General features: G+C 72.3%; 15 protein-coding genes. 7 read left to right on the top strand and 8 right to left on the bottom strand.

Annotated elements, in window-relative coordinates; all coding sequences use genetic code 11:
• Positions 1–31: 31 nt before the first annotated feature.
• Complete coding sequence (locus tag ACFYNP_RS13710) at positions 32–1,519, bottom strand: aldehyde dehydrogenase family protein (protein WP_388785405.1); 1,488 nt, start codon at positions 1,517–1,519, stop codon at positions 32–34.
• A 282-nt stretch (positions 1,520–1,801) separates the two neighbouring features.
• On the opposite strand from ACFYNP_RS13710, the gene ACFYNP_RS13715 reads away from it, so the two are divergent.
• Positions 1,802–2,401, top strand: coding sequence for a Type-2Aa cytolytic delta-endotoxin (locus ACFYNP_RS13715; protein ID WP_388785407.1), 600 nt, complete (start codon positions 1,802–1,804; stop codon positions 2,399–2,401).
• A 9-nt stretch (positions 2,402–2,410) separates the two neighbouring features.
• Here the strand turns inward: ACFYNP_RS13715 and ACFYNP_RS13720 are convergent, their stop codons facing one another.
• The 3 genes from ACFYNP_RS13720 to ACFYNP_RS13730 all read right to left on the bottom strand — a co-directional run bounded on the left by ACFYNP_RS13720 (position 2,411) and on the right by ACFYNP_RS13730 (position 6,299).
• Positions 2,411–4,129, bottom strand: coding sequence for a ricin-type beta-trefoil lectin domain protein (locus tag ACFYNP_RS13720; protein WP_388785409.1), 1,719 nt, complete (start codon positions 4,127–4,129; stop codon positions 2,411–2,413).
• Positions 4,130–4,443: 314 nt separating this feature from the next.
• Positions 4,444–5,097: a response regulator gene (locus ACFYNP_RS13725; RefSeq protein ID WP_388785410.1), complete on the bottom strand. Its 654-nt coding sequence runs from the start codon at positions 5,095–5,097 to the stop codon at positions 4,444–4,446.
• 5 nt (positions 5,098–5,102) lie between these two features.
• Entirely contained in the window at positions 5,103–6,299 is a 1,197-nt protein-coding gene (locus ACFYNP_RS13730; protein ID WP_388785411.1) for a sensor histidine kinase, read from the bottom strand.
• A 167-nt stretch (positions 6,300–6,466) separates the two neighbouring features.
• Here ACFYNP_RS13730 and ACFYNP_RS13735 point away from each other — a divergent pair, with 167 nt between their 5' ends.
• The 3 genes from ACFYNP_RS13735 (at position 6,467) to lepB (ending at position 9,368) form a co-directional block, all read left to right on the top strand.
• The gene (locus tag ACFYNP_RS13735) at positions 6,467–7,081 is read left to right on the top strand and encodes a YceI family protein (RefSeq protein WP_388785413.1); all 615 of its coding nucleotides are present in this window, start codon (positions 6,467–6,469) and stop codon (positions 7,079–7,081) included.
• A gap of 187 nt (positions 7,082–7,268) precedes the next feature.
• Positions 7,269–8,378 carry an alpha/beta hydrolase gene (locus tag ACFYNP_RS13740; protein WP_388412768.1) on the top strand — a complete coding sequence of 370 codons (1,110 nt, stop codon included), beginning with the start codon at positions 7,269–7,271 and terminating at the stop codon, positions 8,376–8,378.
• 147 nt (positions 8,379–8,525) lie between these two features.
• Complete coding sequence (gene lepB, locus ACFYNP_RS13745) at positions 8,526–9,368, top strand: signal peptidase I (RefSeq protein ID WP_388785414.1); 843 nt, start codon at positions 8,526–8,528, stop codon at positions 9,366–9,368.
• Positions 9,369–9,370: 2 nt separating this feature from the next.
• On the opposite strand, the gene ACFYNP_RS13750 is transcribed toward lepB, so the two are convergent.
• The 4 genes from ACFYNP_RS13750 to ACFYNP_RS13765 form a co-directional block, all read right to left on the bottom strand.
• On the bottom strand, positions 9,371–9,868 hold the full coding sequence (locus ACFYNP_RS13750) for a hypothetical protein (protein ID WP_388412772.1): 498 nt from the start codon (positions 9,866–9,868) through the stop codon (positions 9,371–9,373).
• Positions 9,865–10,521 (bottom strand): RNA polymerase sigma factor, encoded by a 657-nt coding sequence (locus ACFYNP_RS13755; RefSeq protein ID WP_388412773.1) that lies wholly within the window; start codon positions 10,519–10,521, stop codon positions 9,865–9,867. Before ACFYNP_RS13755 ends, ACFYNP_RS13750 begins: the two co-directional genes overlap by 4 nt.
• A 68-nt stretch (positions 10,522–10,589) precedes the next feature.
• Positions 10,590–11,087, bottom strand: a complete 498-nt coding sequence (locus ACFYNP_RS13760) for an LPXTG cell wall anchor domain-containing protein (protein ID WP_388785416.1) — start codon at positions 11,085–11,087, stop codon at positions 10,590–10,592.
• 160 nt (positions 11,088–11,247) lie between these two features.
• Positions 11,248–12,480 carry a carbohydrate-binding protein gene (locus tag ACFYNP_RS13765; protein ID WP_388785418.1) on the bottom strand — a complete coding sequence of 411 codons (1,233 nt, stop codon included), beginning with the start codon at positions 12,478–12,480 and terminating at the stop codon, positions 11,248–11,250.
• A gap of 346 nt (positions 12,481–12,826) precedes the next feature.
• Here ACFYNP_RS13765 and ACFYNP_RS13770 point away from each other — a divergent pair, with 346 nt between their 5' ends.
• From ACFYNP_RS13770 to ACFYNP_RS13780, 3 genes are all read left to right on the top strand, one after another.
• Positions 12,827–13,987 (top strand): D-alanyl-D-alanine carboxypeptidase family protein, encoded by a 1,161-nt coding sequence (locus ACFYNP_RS13770; RefSeq protein ID WP_388412780.1) that lies wholly within the window; start codon positions 12,827–12,829, stop codon positions 13,985–13,987.
• A gap of 489 nt (positions 13,988–14,476) precedes the next feature.
• The gene (locus ACFYNP_RS13775) at positions 14,477–14,923 is read left to right on the top strand and encodes a subtilase-type protease inhibitor (RefSeq protein WP_388412782.1); all 447 of its coding nucleotides are present in this window, start codon (positions 14,477–14,479) and stop codon (positions 14,921–14,923) included.
• Positions 14,924–15,126: 203 nt separating this feature from the next.
• The gene (locus ACFYNP_RS13780) at positions 15,127–16,218 is read left to right on the top strand and encodes a phosphatidylinositol-specific phospholipase C domain-containing protein (RefSeq protein ID WP_388785420.1); all 1,092 of its coding nucleotides are present in this window, start codon (positions 15,127–15,129) and stop codon (positions 16,216–16,218) included.
• The last annotated feature ends 5 nt before the right edge of the window (positions 16,219–16,223 follow it).

A 16,223-nucleotide genomic window follows, 5' to 3' on the forward strand; every position in this document is an offset into this window, starting at 1 on the left:
GCGGGGTACGGCCGGTCGTGGGTTCAGCGGGTCAGCTCTCGAACCACCGCTGGGGTTCGGGGGCGGTGTTGCGCCAGATGTGCTTGGTCTCCTGGTACTCGGCCAGGCCCGCGGGCCCGAGCTCGCGTCCGGTCCCGGACTGCTTGTAGCCGCCCCATTCGGCCTGCGGGACGTACGGGTGGAAGTCGTTGATCCACACGGTGCCGAGCCGCAGCCCGGCCGCCACCCGGCGGGCCCTGGCCTCGTCGGTGGTCCACACCGCGCCGGCCAGGCCGTAGACGGTGTCGTTGGCCAGGCGCACGGCCTGGTCCTCGTCGGTGAAGCGCTCGACGGTCAGGACCGGCCCGAAGGACTCGTCCCGCACCACGCTCATGTCGGCCCGGCACTCGTCGAGCACGGTCGGCGGGTAGTAGTAACCGCCTTCCAGCTCGGCCGAGTCGGGGCGCTCGCCGCCGCAGCGAAGGACGGCGCCCTCGGCGACGCCGGCGGCGACGTACGCCTCGACCTTGTCGCGGTGGGCGGCGGAGATCAGCGGGCCGGTCTCGGCGCGCTCGTCGAACGGACCGCCGAGCCGGATCAGTCGGGCCCGCCGTACGAGTTCGTCGACGAACCGGTCGTGCAGCGAGTCCTCGACCAGGAGCCGGGTACCGGCCGAGCAGACCTGGCCGGAGTGCAGGAACACTGCGGTCAGCGCGTTGTCCACGGCCGCCTCGAAGCTCGCCTCGGTCGCGGCGACATCGGCGAAGACGACGTTCGGGTTCTTGCCGCCGAGTTCGAGCGCGGTCTTCTTCACCGTGGGCGCGGCGGCGGCCATGATCCGGCGGCCGGTCACGAGGCCGCCGGTGAAGGAGACGAGGTCGACGTCGGGGTGCTCGGCGAGCGGCGCACCCGCCTCGGCGCCCGCCCCGAGCACCAGGTTGGCCACGCCCGCCGGAAGACCCGCCTCGGTCAGCAGCTTCATGAGGTGGATGGCGGTGTGCGGGGTCAGCTCGCTGGGCTTCAGGACGAAGGTGTTGCCGGCGCCGATCGCCGGGGCGACCTTCCAGGCGGTCTGGAGCAGCGGGTAGTTCCACGGCGTGATCAGGCCGCACACGCCGACCGGCTCGTGGACGACGCGGCTGTCCACGACCGGGTTGCCGGTGTCGACCACGCGGCCCGCGCCCTCGGCCGCGACGAGGGTGGCGAAGTAGCGGAAGCAGTTGGCGATGTCGTCCATGTCGTAGCGGGACTCGACGAGGCGCTTGCCGGTGTCCAGGGACTCGGCGCGCGCGAGGAGTTCCTTGTCACGCACGAGCAGATCGGCGACGCGAAGCAGCAGCGCACCACGCTCGGCCGGGGCCGTCCTCGGCCACGGTCCGTGGTCGAAGGCGGCTCGGGCCGCGGCGATGGCGTGCGCGGTGTCCTGGGGACCCGCTTCGTCGACGGTGGCGACCAGGGTGCCGTCGGCGGGACACCGGATCTCACGGGTCCGCCCGTCGACGGCGGCACTCCACTGGCCGTCGATGAAGAGCTCGGGCATGTTTCGGGTCCTCCGATGCGGTACTGGGACAGGGCCACCACCGCCCCTGCCCCGGCATGCGGGGAACATGCCGAAAAAATTACCCGAAGTGACCGGCGTCACTTTGCGTGGTCCTTGCAGGTCAGAGCGGTGCCATTGATCACGTTCGGTTACGCGTAGTCAAGGCCTCACTCCCCTGCGGCATTTCGCGTACGGAATATGAGACCGGTCCGCCCGTTCTGGAGCGCTTCGGCATACTGACGCGGCTGAAACTGATCACTTCCAACCCCCGCGGGAGCAGCCATGGTTGACCGGGCCACCACCACAACGGCCGCCTTCAAGACGGTCGTCGATGTCGGCCCGGAGGCCCTCGGCCAGGTGCGGGCCGCCGAGGACGCCCTTCAGAGGGCGGTCGCGCCGGCGGCGGACGCGGGCTTCGACTTCGGGGCCGTGCGCGCGGCCGCCCGGAATCTGCCGAACAGCTCCGTCGTCAAGATCATCCCCGGCTTCGGCCTCCAGGAGACCGCCCCCCTCCAGGTCATGGTCCTCACCCTCCGGCAGGCCGTGCGCCAGGCCCTGGTCGAACCGTTTGAGAACCCGTCATTCTGGGACAAGGCGGACGAGGCTCTGGCCGGGGTGTTCCTCGGCCTCGGGGCGCAGCAGGACGCGGCCCATCTCGCCTTCCAGGAGAGTACGGACGGCACGCGGTACTTCTACCACCTGCTCTTCGCGCTCCAGGACGAGGAGACGGGCGGCCACCTCTACGTCGTCGCGTTCCGCGTCGAGGTGACCGTGGCCGCAGGCCGGGCGGAGCTCCTGTCGCTGGGCGCCGAGGACACCGCGGCGGTCACGATCCGCCTCGACGCGATCAGCGTGCGACAGGAGCTCGCGGCTACGGGCTGACGCCGGGCGTCACACGGGCAGCGCCCACGTCTGGTTGGCCTGGTGGCTGCCGCAGGTCCAGGTGTCGAGCCTGGTGCCGCTCGCCGTGCCGCCGCCGTACACATCGAGGCAGAGCCCGGATCCGGCGTTGACCAGCGCGCCGTCCCCGCCGGTGGTCCAACGCTGGGCGTCCGCGCCCGTGCAGGCCGACAGGACCGCGGAGCCACCCGCCGTGGAACCGCTCGCCGTCAGGCACTTGCCGAGCGCCCGTACGGTGTGGTCGTCGGCCAGGCTCCAGCGCTGGTTGGCGTTGGCGGTGCACGGAAACAGGATCACCGGGGTGCCGTCGGCCGTACCGCTGTTGGACACGTCCACGCAGTTGGCGCCGTTGCCGGTGAGCTGTCCGGTGGGTACGGCGGGCGCGCAGCCGCTGCCCGGGGTGAGCCGCCAGACGGCCGTTCCGTGGGCGGGGATGGTCGCGGCCAGCGCGGACGAGACGCTCGAACTCGCCCCGCTCCAGAGGTTCTTGGCGCTCACCGTGCAGCCGGGCAGGCCGATGGAGGCGAGGCTCGTGGAGACGTCGCGCGCCGAGGAGGACCGGTTGAGCACGGCGACGGCCCGGTCGCCGTTCGCCAGCGGGCGGACCAGGACGTCGGTGGTGCCGTTGGTGGCGACCACGGCGGCCTGCCGGCCCATGCGGTCCTGGTCGACGGCGATCAGCCCGGGGTTGCCGAGGGCGGAGAGCCCGGCCGGGGTGAGGGCGGACACGTCGGAGGACAGGATGAACGGGGCCGCCATCATCGACCAGAGCGCCACCTGGCTGCGCGACTCGTCGGCGGTCAGACCGGGGTCGCCGGCCAGCAGGAAGTCGGGGTCGTTCCAGTTGCCGGGCCCGGCGTAACGGCCGAGCCAGCGGTTGTAACCGTAGTTCCACAGCACGCTCGCCCAGCGGCTCGCGGTGGGCTTCTGCGGGTTGTACACCACGATGTCCGTGCCCTCGCGCCAGAGCTGGCCGTCCTGGCCGACCCAGGACAGGACCGAGAACCAGTCCGGGCTGCCCCATTCGCCATTGGGCTGGAAATAGGCGGGCGCCGACTCGGAGAAGACGATGTCGCGTCCCGCGTCGTGCAGCGCCGCGGACTCGGCGTCGTACGCCTGGCGGTAGGCCTCTTCCTTGGTCTGACCGGGGGCCACGTACATGTTGCAGCCGTCGAGCTTGAGGTAGTCCACGCCCCAGGACGCGAACGTGGCGGTGTCCTGCGCGAAGTGGTCGGGGCCGCCGCCCTGGGGGCGTCCGCTGCCCGGGTAGCCCTCACAGGTGGCGGAGCCCGCGTCCTCGTAGATGCCGAACTTCAGGCCGCGCGCGTGCAGATACGAGCCGAGCCACGCCATGCCGTGCGGGAAGCGCACCGGATCCGCCACCAGGTTGCCCTGGCCGTCGCGGGCCTTGGCCATCCAGCAGTCGTCCACGGTGACCGTCTTGTAGCCCTTGGCCGCGAGGCCCGAGGAGACCAGCGCGTCGGCGTTGCGCACCACGGTCTGTTCGCTGATGTCGCACATGTAGTGCGCCCAGTTGTTCCAGCCCATCGGTGGAGTGGCGGCGAGCCTGCCGCTCTGGGGCGCGGCGGGCGACGCCGGGGCGGGGGCCGGGGCCGCCGTGGCGTAGGCGCCGGTCGCGGCCAGCGGTACGGCCAGGAGTGCGGCGAGCAGGGCGGCGAGTCTCCTGCGCCGGGTAGGAAGTGACGGCACGACAGATTCCTTCCTGGCCCGGCCGGTCGCGGCCCGGGCGGGATGCGTAGGAGGCAGGGGAAGGTGCCGATCCCGCCGGCACGAGCCTGCCGGAGGGCACCCGCCAGTGCAGTACTGATGCTCGTTCTTGTCAACGGCTCCCGTCGGACGAGCAGAAACAAGCATCCGCCCCCGTCGGCACCGAGCCCGGCATTGCCGCGGCGTGTCCGCGCCCGGGCCGCCCGCCGGCGGCGGGCCGCACCATGCGGGCCCTCGCAGGCGGGACCTGGCGGAGCGTCAACTCACTTACGTGTGCGGCTTGTTGGAGATTCCGGCTACGCCGCCACGATGCCCGCCTCGTGGGCCAGCAGTCCGGCCTGGGTGCGATTGGCGCAATCCAGTTTGTCGAGTGTCCGCGACACGTATCCCTTGACGGTCGCCTCCGACAGGTGGAGCCGGGCCGCGATCCGCGCGTTGGAGAGGCCCTCCCCCAGTCCCGCGAGGACCTCGGTCTCCCGCTCGGTGAGCAGGGCGACCCGTTCGCGGGCGTGGCCGCGGGCCGACAGACCGTCGGTCGAGGCCGCGATGAGCCGCCGGGCCGCGGCGGGCGACAGGACGGTATGGCCTTCGGCGGCCACCCGGACGAGGCCGATGAGCTCCTCCGGCGGCGTGGACTTCACCAGGAACCCCGTCGCCCCGGCGCGCAGCGCGCGCAGGACGTACTGGTCCGCGTCGAAGGTCGTGAGCACCACGACGGGCGGTGGCTGCGCTTCGCGCCGGGCCGGCCGCTCGATGGCGGTGATGCCGTCCATGCCCGGCATGCGCAGATCCATGAGGACGACATCGGGCCGGTGCCGCAGCACCGCCTCGACGCCGGCCGCCCCGTCGTGCGCCTCGGCGACCACCTCGATGTCGTCGGCGGAGCCGAGGATGGTGCGCAGGAACCCGCACACCATCGCCTCGTCGTCCACGACCACCACTCGCACCACGGCCCTCACCCCACTGATTGCGCTGTCGGCACATAGGCGGGCAGTTCGGCGGCCACGCAGAACCCGCCGCCCGGTTCGGGGCCCGCCCGCAGGCAGCCGTGGACGAGCTCGATGCGCCGGCGGAGGCCGGCGATGCCCAGGCCCGAACCCGTGCGCACCAGGGCGCTGTCGGGGCTCCCGCTCGGCCGGGTGTTGCGGACGGTGACACGCACCCCGCCCCCGTCGTACGCCACGGTGACGGTGACGCGGGCACCGCAGGCGTGCTGGTGCACGTTGGTCAGCGCCTCGCGCACGACGCGGTACGTGGTGCGGCCGACCACCGGCGAGGCCAGCGACCGGTCGCCCGCCTCGATCAGCTCGGTGGGGACGCCCGCGGCCGTCGACTCGGCGACGAGCGCGGCCAGCCCGTCGGGCGACGGAGTGCGGTCCTCCTCCGGCGCGGTGCGCAGGATGCCGACCAGGTCCCGCAGTTCCTCCAGAGCCTGGCAGCCGGCCGCCCGCAGTTCCTCCGCCGCCCGCCGGGTCGCCTCGTCGGACGCGGTCACACGCAGCGCGCCGGCCTGGAGCACCATGAGGCTGACCCGGTGGGTGACCACGTCGTGCATCTCCCCGGCGAGGCGGCCGCGTTCCTCGGCGCGCGCCCGCTCGGCGAGCAGATGGCGCTCCCGCTCGGCGCGCTCGGTCAGGGCACACACGAGCCGTCTGCGCGCGTCGAAGTACAGGGCGAGCAGCGGTCCGACCGCGGTGCGCAGCAGGCCGATGGTGAGGACGGTGACGGACGGCTCCCAGGCCCGGGCGACCACCAGGGTGAAGAGGCCGAGCACCAGGAACACCGTGCGCCGGTTGCGTGCGGTCCTGCCGTAGAAGACCGGCCCGTACGCGGCGAGCGCCGTCGAGAACGGGGCCCAGACGTTGCCCGGGTCGGCGGGGGTCAGGGCGTGCACCGGGGAGATCAGCAGCGTCACGGCGAGCGTGAAGGCGCCGAGGACCGCGACCACCGTCAGGGGCGCCCGGCGACGGGCGACGAGGGAGAGACAGGCCAGGGCCTGGGCGCCGAGCAGGGCCCACGCCAGGGGGCCGGGGCGCTCGGGCCACCAGGTCGCGCCGACCAGCGTGATCGCCAGGTCGGTCACGGTGAAGCAGACGGCGATCGCCGTGTCCACGGCGAGCGGATGCCGGCAGTGCCACGGTCCGTCACTCATGCCGTTCACGGTAGGTCAATTCCGGTCGGCGGCCCCCGGGAAGGAGACCTCCGGTCCCGGCACACCCTACGAAAGTCGTATGCCGCCGCGTCCTGCCCGCCTTTCGTCGCCCCGTCCTCCTCCCGTCCGCTCTGGCGCACGGGGCTGCCTCGCGGTCCCATCGGGCCATGGAGACCAACGAGGACAGGACCACGGCGGCGCCCGCGCTCGGGCACTACGCGATCGACCCGGGAGCCTCGGCCGTCGAGTTCACGACCCGGCACCTGTTCGGGCTGTTCCCGGTGCGCGGCAGTTTCGCGATCCGCTCCGGCGGCGTCGACATCGCGGAGCCGCTCGGTGACTCGGGCGTACGGGCCGAGATCGACGCGGCGAGCTTCGGGAGGCGCGGTCTGTCGTACCGCATGCTCGCCGCGATGCGGGCCGCGGTGGGGCACCAGGGGCTCGACGCCCTCGTGGCGCCGGTGCGGCCGACGGCGGAGCATCTGCGGCCGCGGCTGCCCATGGCCGAATATCTGCGCGAGGTCAGGGACGACGGTCTGCCCGCCGATCCCTGGCTGCGCGTTCACGTCAGGGCGGGCGGCACCATGGTGAAGGCGGCCGCCGCGTCGATGACGGTGAGCGGGACGTCGGCCGAGTGGCGTCGCTGGACGGGGCTGCCCTTCGACCGCGACGGCGAGATCGAGGTCCCCGCCGCCCTGGTCCCGGTGCACTGTGACACCCGTCACGACGGGGTGAGTTATGTCGAGCCCCATGTGTGGGTCCGGCATCCTCTGGCCGCCTGACCTCAGGGGACCGTCGGCCGTACGGGCCGGGGAGGGGCGGGGGGAGTCCGGTGCGCGGGTGGCTTGATCGGTCACATTCACAAGATTTGTAAGACAAATCCGGAACCCTTTGGCCGCTCCCGCCCATCAGCCCAGGTGGAACGAACAGGCATGCCCTTGGGCCACGGAACCACCCGGAGCGACAGCAATGACCCACCCCCGCCACGGGGCCTACCAGTCTCGGGGCCACCGCCGGGCCAGCCGCGCCAAGCGCTGGATACTCGGCGTGGCCGCCGTCACCGTGCTCGGCCTGATCGCGTGGCCCGTCCTGAACTACTTCGACGTCTTCTCCGACAAGGGCGACGCGATCAGTTTTGGCCAGGGTGGCTCCGGAGCCGGCGGTGACAAGCCGGGCGGCGACGGCAAGGCGAGCAGCTCCAAGGTGCTGATGCCGACCGGGCCCGAGGCCAAGTTCACGGTGGCCGGCACGGTTCCGGAGAACGGCACCAAGATCGCCGTGACGACCCTGGAGGGCAAGAAGTCCGGCTTCACGGGCAAGGTCTGGGTCTGGGTCCCGCCGGAGTACAAGGACCCGAAGTACGCCAAGAGCGGCTTCCCGGTCATGGTCGCGCTGCCCGGCGGCGCCGGCTACCCGACCAACTACTGGATGGGTACGGACCTCAAGCTGGAGGCGAGTGTCTCCCAGTGGTCCAAGGAGGGCAAGAGCCTGCCGTTCATCCTCGCGATGCCGGTGCTCAACCCGCACCCGGACACCGGCGGCCTGTACTGGGACGCCAGTGACATCCCCGGCCAGCCGAAGATGGGCACCTGGCTGACGGAGGACGTGCCCGACCTCATCAAGGCCAACTTCCGTACGGTCAAGTCCCGTGACGGCTGGGCCTTCATGGGCTCCTCGACCGGCGGCTTCGCCGGCCTCAAGAGCGTGTTGCAGAAGCCCGGCCAGTTCAAGGCCGTCATCGCCTCGGGCCCGGACATCGTGCCCGACTCGCGGCTGTGGGCCGGGCACGACAAGGAGAAGGGCGAGAACAACCCCAATCTGCTGGCCCAGAAACTGATCGCGGCGAAGAGCCCCGACGTCTATCTGGCCTTCCAGGTCGGCACCGTGGGCTCCGACGCCCAGGCCAAGCCGAAGATCGAGGAGTTCATCGCCAAGTACGGCAAGGGCCCGATCAAGACGAAGCTCAGCGTCATCCAGGGCGGCGGCCACAACGCCAAGACGTATGTGCCGAACATGGCCAACGGCGGCCTCATCCAGTGGATCAGCGAGCACATGCAGGGCCCCGAGCCCTCCTCCTGACCCGCCCCGCGTCCTGCGGATGCAGGAACGCGACCGGACACCGCCCGGCGCCCCCGTGGATCGGGGCCGTGGGGAACTACCGTTCATCGGGCAGGTCGTGGACCCACGCCATCGGCGCGTGGGTGCGGTACGAACGAAGGAGCGGGCGTGGGGAATTCAGCGGTCGGCGCGGACGGGAGCCCTCGGGCCGAGGGTGAGGGGCCCGAGGGACCGCGTCGCTCCGGCCCCGGCAGACACCGCTCCTTCTGGCGGGAGCTGCCGATCCTCGTCGTGGTCGCGCTGGTGCTCGCGCTGCTCATCAAGACGTTCCTGGTGCAGGCGTTCTCCATCCCCTCCGAGTCCATGCAGAACGCACTCCAGCCCGGCGACCGCGTCCTGGTCGACAAGCTGACCCCGTGGTTCGGCGCGAAGCCCGGACGCGGCGAGGTCGTCGTCTTCCACGACCCGGACAACTGGCTTTCCGGACAGCCGGCTTCCCACCCGAACGTGGTGCAGAAGGTCCTGTCGTTCGTCGGCGTGATGCCGTCGGCCAACGAGCAGGACCTGATCAAGCGCGTCATCGGGGTCGGGGGCGACACCGTGGAGTGCAAGGGCACCGGCCCCCTGACCGTCAACGGCAAGCCGCTCACCGAGCCGTACGTCTTTCCCGGGAACACGCCATGCAGCGTCGACCAGAAGGGCGGCCAGTTCAAGGTGACGGTCCCCGAGGGCAAGCTGTGGATGATGGGCGACCACCGGCAGGACTCGGAGGACTCGCGCTACCACCAGGCCGACAAGAACCACGGGTTCGTGCCGGTCGACGAGGCCGTGGGCCGTGCGTTCGTGGTCGCGTGGCCGCTCTCGCGCTGGGCGACGCTGCCCGTCCCGGGCACCTTCGACCAGCCCGGCATCAACACACGGGCCGCCCTCGCACCGGGCGCGCTCTCACTGGCGGGCGCGGCACCCGTGGTGCTGTGGCGGCGCCGGCGCGACGCGGCCCGCGTCCGCTGACCTCAGGGGGCCGACGTCCTGGAGAGCGGGGCCGGCCCGTCCGGTGTCGCCCGCGCCGGTGTTCCGGCGCTCGGGGCCACCGGCCGGCGCGGGGGCGCCGGCGGCCCCTCGCCCGGTGCCTTCGAGCGGTCGGCCGAGGGCGTGGGGCTGGGCGGCACGGGCGCGGGCATCGGCGCGGGTGCTTCGGAGACGCCGGGGCTCGGCGGCGGCTCCACCGGGCCCGGCGTCCCGGCCGGCAGCGGGCGCGGCGGCTCGGGGGCGGGGGCCAGGGTGAACCAGCCGATCGCCACGGCGGCGGCCGTGGCGAGCCCGGCCAGGGGCAGCAGGAAGCGGCGCCGGCGCAACCGGGCCAGCGGGGTGCGGCGCAGATGGGGGCCCGGCGGATCGGCGGGGCGCAGATCAACGACGGCGATGCCCTCCGCGCGGGCGGCGAGCGCCGCGCGCAGCCGGCGCTCGACCGGACGCTCGGGGGTGTCGGGCCCGCTCCAGTGGCCGCTCATGCCCGTGCCTCCAGGATCTTCTCCAGCGAGTCGAGTGCCCGGCTCGCGATGGACTTCACCGACCCCCGGCTGATGCCGAGGGTGGTCGCGATCTCGGCCTCCGTGAGGTCGCTCCAGTACCGCAGGACCAGTACCTCGCGCCGACGGACCGTCAACTGCCCGAGGGCGGCGAGGACTTCGCGGTGTTCCTCGTCGAGGACGACGCGTTCCTCGGCGGAGGGCGCGTCGGGTTCGTGCGGCGGGGTGTAGCCGCGGGCGGTGCGGCGGCGGCGCAGCACGGACCGCGAGGCGTTCACGACGGCGGTGCGCAGATAGGCGAGCGCGTTGTCGATCTCATCGATGCGGTCGCCGTGGCGCCGGTACAGGGCGGTGAACGCGTCCTGCACCACGTCCTCGGCCGTGGCCCGGTCGTCCACCAGCATCACGGCGAGACGCACCATCTTGAGGCGGTGCGCGTGGTAGAGCTCGCCGACGGTCGGCGGCACGGCGCCGGGGTCGCGGGCCCCGGTGAACGCGCTGGACCGCGTGGCCGAGGGCGTCCGCGCACGGGGAGCGCCCGCTGTGGCGCGGCCGCGCCACAGCAGTCCGCGCCACCGGGGCGCGAGCGCGCGCGGGGTGAAGAGTGCCGGGTGCGGTGCGGCGGTGTGCTCCATCGGTTCCTCGGTTGCGCGGGCGTGCCCCGCCCCCTGGCGAGGGGACGGGGCGGTGGGTGCCTGGGTGCTCAGTTCTGGTGGCGTCGCCGTACGGCGACGACGGTTCCGGCGCCCGCGAGGATCAGTGCGCCCGCTCCGACACCCATCACCGTGTTGGTGGTGGTGGACGCACCAGTATGCGCGAGCTCCTTCTGGTCCGCGGGCGCGGGAGCCGCGGCCGGTGCGCTGGGCGCCGCGCTCGGCTCACCCTGCCCGCCGGACGGAGGCACGGGCGCGGGCTCCTTGGCGGCGGGGGCGGCCGACGGGGCGCCGGCCTCGGGCTTCGCGGCCGGCGCCGCGGCCGGTTGCTTGCTTTCATCCGCCCGCTTGACCGGCGAACCGGGCACGGCGGCGGACTGGGGCGCCGAGGCGGGGGCCGCGCGCTTGGGCTGGGGGGCCGGGGTCTCGGCGTACGCGGTGCCGGCGAACACGGGGGCCGCGAGGGCGAGGAGCAGGCCGGTCGCCGCGGCGGCCCCGGCGAGGGGGCGGCGGGCCGGGCGGTCGGGACGGTGCTGGGGGACGGTCACGTTGTGCTTCTCCACGGTCGGCGAGGCGGCGCGGAATTCCGCGCCTTCACCCCTGACGACGTGCGGCGGCACCCGGGGTTGCCGTCGCTCCGGAAAAACTTTCCGGAGCGACGGCGAGCGGCGGCGAACGCGGCGAGCGGCGCCCGGTCCGCCGCGGCGTTCAGCAGGTGCCCTCGTCCTGCCAGACCCCCCACTCCCCCGTGGTGCCGGGCTCCTCGTTCTGCGTCCACCACTTGGCCTTCCACTGGTGGCCGTTGTGGGAGACCTCGTTGCCCTGGGTGTAGACGGCACCCGAGCTCCAGGCCGTCACCGCGCAGGTGCCGCCGCCGGGCGAGGAGGGCGGCGGGGAGGACGGCGGGGGCGAGTTGGGCGGGGTGGCTCCGGCGAACCTCACCGAGTACTTGGCGAAGTCCCAGGCCGCCTGCGGAACGCTGCTGCACACCCCCGACGTGGTGCCGTTGTTGTCGGGCGGGGTGCACTGCCGGTCCCGGTTGAGGGACCAGAAGGTGAAGCGCGCCATGCCGTGGCTGGTCGCGTAGTCGAGCACGGTCTGGAAGTCGGCCTGCGAGAAGTACTCGCCGGAGTCGCTGCGGCCGTTCATGCCGGAGAAGCCCTCGTGGGCGTAGGCCGTCGCGGCGGACCAGCCGAAGGTCGACTGGAGTACCGAGTTGAAGTTGGTCAGGGCGGCGGTCTGGGCGGCGGCTCCGCTGAACCCGCCGTCGAACGGCATGATCGAGAAGTTGTCCGGCACGAAGCCCTGGGTCTTGGCCTCGTTCAGCATCTGCTTGCCGAACCAGCCGGTGCCGTCGGCGGTCCCGGCGGTGGTCACCGACACGTACAGGCCGGGGTTGTTCTGCTGAAGGATCTTGGCGGCGCCGATCTCGTGCGAGATGGCGGCGGTGTTCTCGTACTCCGGCTCTTCGAGGTCGAAGTCGATCGCCTTGAGCTGGTACTTGGTGATGACCTGCTGGTACGCGGCGGCGGTGGAGGCGGCGTCCGCACAGTTCTGGCCGAGCTTGGTGCCGCCGTACCCGCCGACCGAGACCGAGACGTCTCCGCCCTTGGCACGGATCGAGCCGATGATCCCGGCGACCGCGGTGTCGGAGGAGACGGGGGCCGTTCCACCCCAAGTGGGGCTACAGCCACCGCCGTTGGGGGCGAGGACGAAGGCCAGCTGGAAGGCCTTGAGTCCGGTGGCGTCCATGATGGCGGAGGTGTCGGGCGGGTTGTTGTCGAGTGGCATCAGATAGGGCGCGGCCGCGTACCAGCGGCTGCCGAGCCCGGCGGCGTCGGCGGTCGCGCCGGAGGCCTGTCCTGCGACGAGGGCGGTGAGCCCGGCCGCGGCGAGTGCGGCGCTGGCGGCGCCGCACAGGAGAGCACGAAGTGGCTTCATGTCGAGGTCTCCTGGGGAGGGGAGGGGCTCCCAGAATTGGGCGGTGGCCGGAACACGTCAACGACTTGGACTAGACCATTGCTCTTCCTTGAACAAAGGACGCCGGACCGGTGAACGGAGCCGTCCGCCGAGTGCCTCCGGCGCCGGCCCCGCCCGGTGAACGGAACGGGCCGGCCGAGCGCCTCCCGCACAGGCTCCCCGACGGGCCGGACAGGACCGCCCGCGCCGGCGCCTGCGCACGGGCGCCCGCCCGCCGGGACGGAACCGCCCGGTCGAGTGCCTCCCGTGTAGGCCGGACGGCACAAGCCGACCTGCGTGATGTCCGTTCTGTTCCTACGGTGGCTGAATGGTCATCAGATCCGGTTTCCGTTCCATGGCAGCACTCACCGCCACTGCCGCCATCGGTCTGTGCTGCCTCGCCCCGACGCCCGACAGCTCCGCCTCCGCGCCCGCGCAGGGCCCGGGAGCGGGCCAGCAGGTCAGTCTGCGACCGGGCGCTCCCGCCCTTCCGAGCGAGGTGTCCGCCCTGTCGTACGTGGTCGCGGATGCCCGCACGGGCAAGGTGCTCGCCGCCCGGGACGCCCACCGCAAGCTGCCGCCGGCCAGCACCCTCAAGACGCTGTTCGCGGTCACGGCCCTCCCCCATCTGCACGCCGAGGACCGGCACACGGTCTCCGAGCAGGAACTGGCCGGCATCGGCCCGGGCAGCAGCCTGGTGGGCGTGGAAGCGGGGCACACCTATCAGGTGGCCGACCTGTGGCGCGGCGTCTTCCTAAGCTCGGGCAACGACGCCGTCCACGTGCTGGCCTCGCTGAACGGCGGCTGGGAGGAGACCGCGGCGCAGATGCAGGCCCAGGCCCGGCGGCTCGGCGCCCTGGACACCGAGGTCGTCTCGCCCGACGGCTACGACAGCCCGGGCCAGGTCTCCTCGGCTTTCGACCTCGCGGTGTTCGGGCGGGCGGGCCTGGCCCGTCCCGACTTCGCCGAGTACTGCTCGACGCCGTCCGCGCAGTTCCCCGGCGGCGGCGGTTCGTACGGGATCATGAACACCAACCGGCTGCTTTCGGGCTCCGACGGGGTGTCCCGCTACCCCGGGATCGTGGGGGTCAAGAACGGCTACACGACCAACGCCGGCAACACGCTGATCGCGGCCGCGAAGCAGGGCGACCGCACCTTGCTGGTGACCGTCATGAACCCGCAGGCCGGCGGCGGCTTCGAGGTCTACGACGAGGCCCGCACCCTGCTGGACTGGGGCTTCGCGGCCTGGGACCACGTCGACTCGGTGGGCTCCCTCGAACCCGTACGGGCCAAGTCTCCCCAGCGGCAGGCCCAGATCGCACAGGTCGCGGCCGTCGAGCCCGAGGCCCCCGTGGACGACGACGAGCCCGGCTGGACACTGACGAGCTCGGCGGCAGCCGGCCTCGCCGTGGCCGGAACCGTGTTCCTGGTGGTGCGCCGGCGCCGCGTCGTCCGCGCTCGCGCGGAGCGCACGCGTTCCTCGGAGTGAACTCCGGCGGCATCCCGGCCACCGGGCCATCCCGCGACCGGGGCGCCGGCCGCCGGGGCCCGTCGGACCGGCCGCACGGTTCCGGACCGACCGGGGCCGCCGGAGGGCGGGCGTCCGAAAGACGGACCGGAGCGCGCCCGGACATCGGTCCGGGCCGTCTGGCACGACGGACCCGGGCGATCCCGGAGGGCGGCCCCGCGCGGCCCGCGACGGCCGATCGCTGAATCTGACCAGCCCTCAAACCGGCCTAAGATTCCCAGAATTCAGCCTTTCGTTGCCTGGAAATCGACTTCATATACCTCTTCATGCCTTTCTTTTGGCCGACCTTGACCGACTCGGCGACCTGCGCTCCCGTCCGTCCGCCTGCACCGATGCGGCTTCGTTGAGTCACTTCGTGTGACCGAATGTGTCCGGCGTGGCGCACGGGGCCCTCCGATGCAGGACAGACTCCTGTCCGTTCTTCGGAAACCGACCCCAGGAGTGTTCGAAATGCGGAAGATCGCAGCAGTCAGCGCCGTCGCCGTCGCCCTACTCGCCAACGGGCTCATCGGCACCGGACTCGGCAGCGCGGCCGCGGCCCCGACCGGCACCATGAAGCCGATGAGCCTGTACCCGCCGTCGGCGCTCGTGATCAGCGTCGAGCCCGGCACCGGCGACGAGGGCGCCTCCGTCCAGCGCGCCGTCACCCTCAGCTGCGCCCCGACCCCCTCCGGCACCCACCCCGCGCCGGCCGCCGCTTGTGCCGAACTCAGGAACGTGCAGGGTGACTTCACCGCCCTCGTCGCGAGTGGCGCCCCACGGCTGTGTACCCAGGTGTGGCAGCCGGTGACCGTACGGGCGGACGGCGTCTGGAACGGCAAGCGGGTCAGCCATGTGCAGACGTACGCCAACTCCTGCCTGAAGGCGGCCGGTTCCGAAGCCGTGTTCAACTTCTAGGCGCCCGGCACCGGGGCAGTGTCCAACTCCCCTTCCCCGACGCCAGGTTGACCCCGTCGACACTGACGCGAGCGCCAACTGCGACCGGATCGGCCGCAGGGGGTGACAGCAGGAATCCAACTCGTGTTACTTGACATGTCTTCGTCGCTTCACGCGACGATGACACTGTCCTGACGGAGAGTCACCCCCCACTAGGAGGACCCGTGTCGGATCCCCGGCCCAGACGATTCGCGCCCCGGCCGCGCACCACCCTGCTCGGCGCGCTCGCCGCCTGCCTCGCCCTCGCCACGGCGGGTGCCGGCGGCAGCGCGTCCGCGGCGGGGCCCGAGACCCTGCCGCTGTCCGGGGCCACCGTCTCCGGGCTGCACAACACCTACGACCCGGCGGCCTTCCCCTATCTGGCGCAGGCCCTGGACTCCGGCACCTCGATGATCGAGCTCGACGTCTGGGACGACTTCATCACCAAGGAGTGGAAGGTCAGCCACTCCAATCCTCTCGGCAACAGCAACAACTGCGTCAACGCCGGCACCCCCGCCCAGCTCTACACCGGCGGCGCCAACAAGAACCTGGAGAGCTGCCTCGACGACGTACGGGTGTGGCTCGGCGCCCACCCCGGGCATCCGCCGCTCGTCATCAAGCTGGAGATGAAGGCGGGCTTCCAGGCCACCTACGGCATGAGCCCCGCCAAGCTGGACCAGACGATCAGCGACCACCTCGGCTCCGCGGTCTTCCGCCCGGCGGACCTGCTCGCCAGGCCCGGCGGCGGCCAGTACGCCACGCTCGACGAGGCCGCGGTCGCCGGCAACTGGCCGACCCGTCAGGCGCTCGCGGGCAAGGTGATGCTCGAAGTGATCCCGGGGACGGTCGAGGAGGGCAATCCCACCGACAGCCTCTGGACGGACGTCGAGTACGCGCGCCACCTGCGCGATCTGGCGGCGGCCGGCCGCACCGGCCAGGCCCAGATCTTTCCCGCGGTGCACAACGCCCAGGCAGGTGACCCGCGTTCACGCTACGCGGACACCTCGATCCGCCCGTGGTTCGTGGTCTTCGACGGGGACGCAGCGACGTATCTCGGCGGCACGATCGACACCGCCTGGTACGACACCCACCACTACTTCGTCGTCATGACCGACGCGCAGAACGTCGCGCCGGCCCTCGACGACAAGAACCCCTCACCGGCGGACGCACAGGCGCGGGTGGCCCGCCTCGCCGCGGCCCACGCAAGCGTCGCCTCGAACGACTGGACCTCGCTTCCCCAGGTCCAGTCGCTGGCCCTGCCGCGCGGCGTGGGATAGTCCGG

This window comes from Streptomyces sp. NPDC006691 (assembly GCF_042869955.1).
Classification (GTDB): Bacteria; Actinomycetota; Actinomycetes; order Streptomycetales; family Streptomycetaceae; genus Streptomyces.

What these genes read in the sequence shown, in the direction of transcription:
- ACFYNP_RS13770 (WP_388412780.1), top strand. Translation starts at nt 12,827, where the DNA reads ATGGTCATCAGATCCGGTTTCCGTTCCATGGCAGCACTCACCGCCACT.
- ACFYNP_RS13735 (WP_388785413.1), top strand. Translation starts at nt 6,467, where the DNA reads ATGGAGACCAACGAGGACAGGACCACGGCGGCGCCCGCGCTCGGGCAC.
- ACFYNP_RS13750 (WP_388412772.1), bottom strand. Translation starts at nt 9,868, where the DNA reads ATGAGCGGCCACTGGAGCGGGCCCGACACCCCCGAGCGTCCGGTCGAG.
- ACFYNP_RS13715 (WP_388785407.1), top strand. Translation starts at nt 1,802, where the DNA reads ATGGTTGACCGGGCCACCACCACAACGGCCGCCTTCAAGACGGTCGTC.
- ACFYNP_RS13775 (WP_388412782.1), top strand. Translation starts at nt 14,477, where the DNA reads ATGCGGAAGATCGCAGCAGTCAGCGCCGTCGCCGTCGCCCTACTCGCC.
- ACFYNP_RS13710 (WP_388785405.1), bottom strand. Translation starts at nt 1,519, where the DNA reads ATGCCCGAGCTCTTCATCGACGGCCAGTGGAGTGCCGCCGTCGACGGG.
- ACFYNP_RS13740 (WP_388412768.1), top strand. Translation starts at nt 7,269, where the DNA reads ATGACCCACCCCCGCCACGGGGCCTACCAGTCTCGGGGCCACCGCCGG.
- ACFYNP_RS13765 (WP_388785418.1), bottom strand. Translation starts at nt 12,480, where the DNA reads ATGAAGCCACTTCGTGCTCTCCTGTGCGGCGCCGCCAGCGCCGCACTC.
- ACFYNP_RS13755 (WP_388412773.1), bottom strand. Translation starts at nt 10,521, where the DNA reads ATGGAGCACACCGCCGCACCGCACCCGGCACTCTTCACCCCGCGCGCG.
- ACFYNP_RS13730 (WP_388785411.1), bottom strand. Translation starts at nt 6,299, where the DNA reads ATGAGTGACGGACCGTGGCACTGCCGGCATCCGCTCGCCGTGGACACG.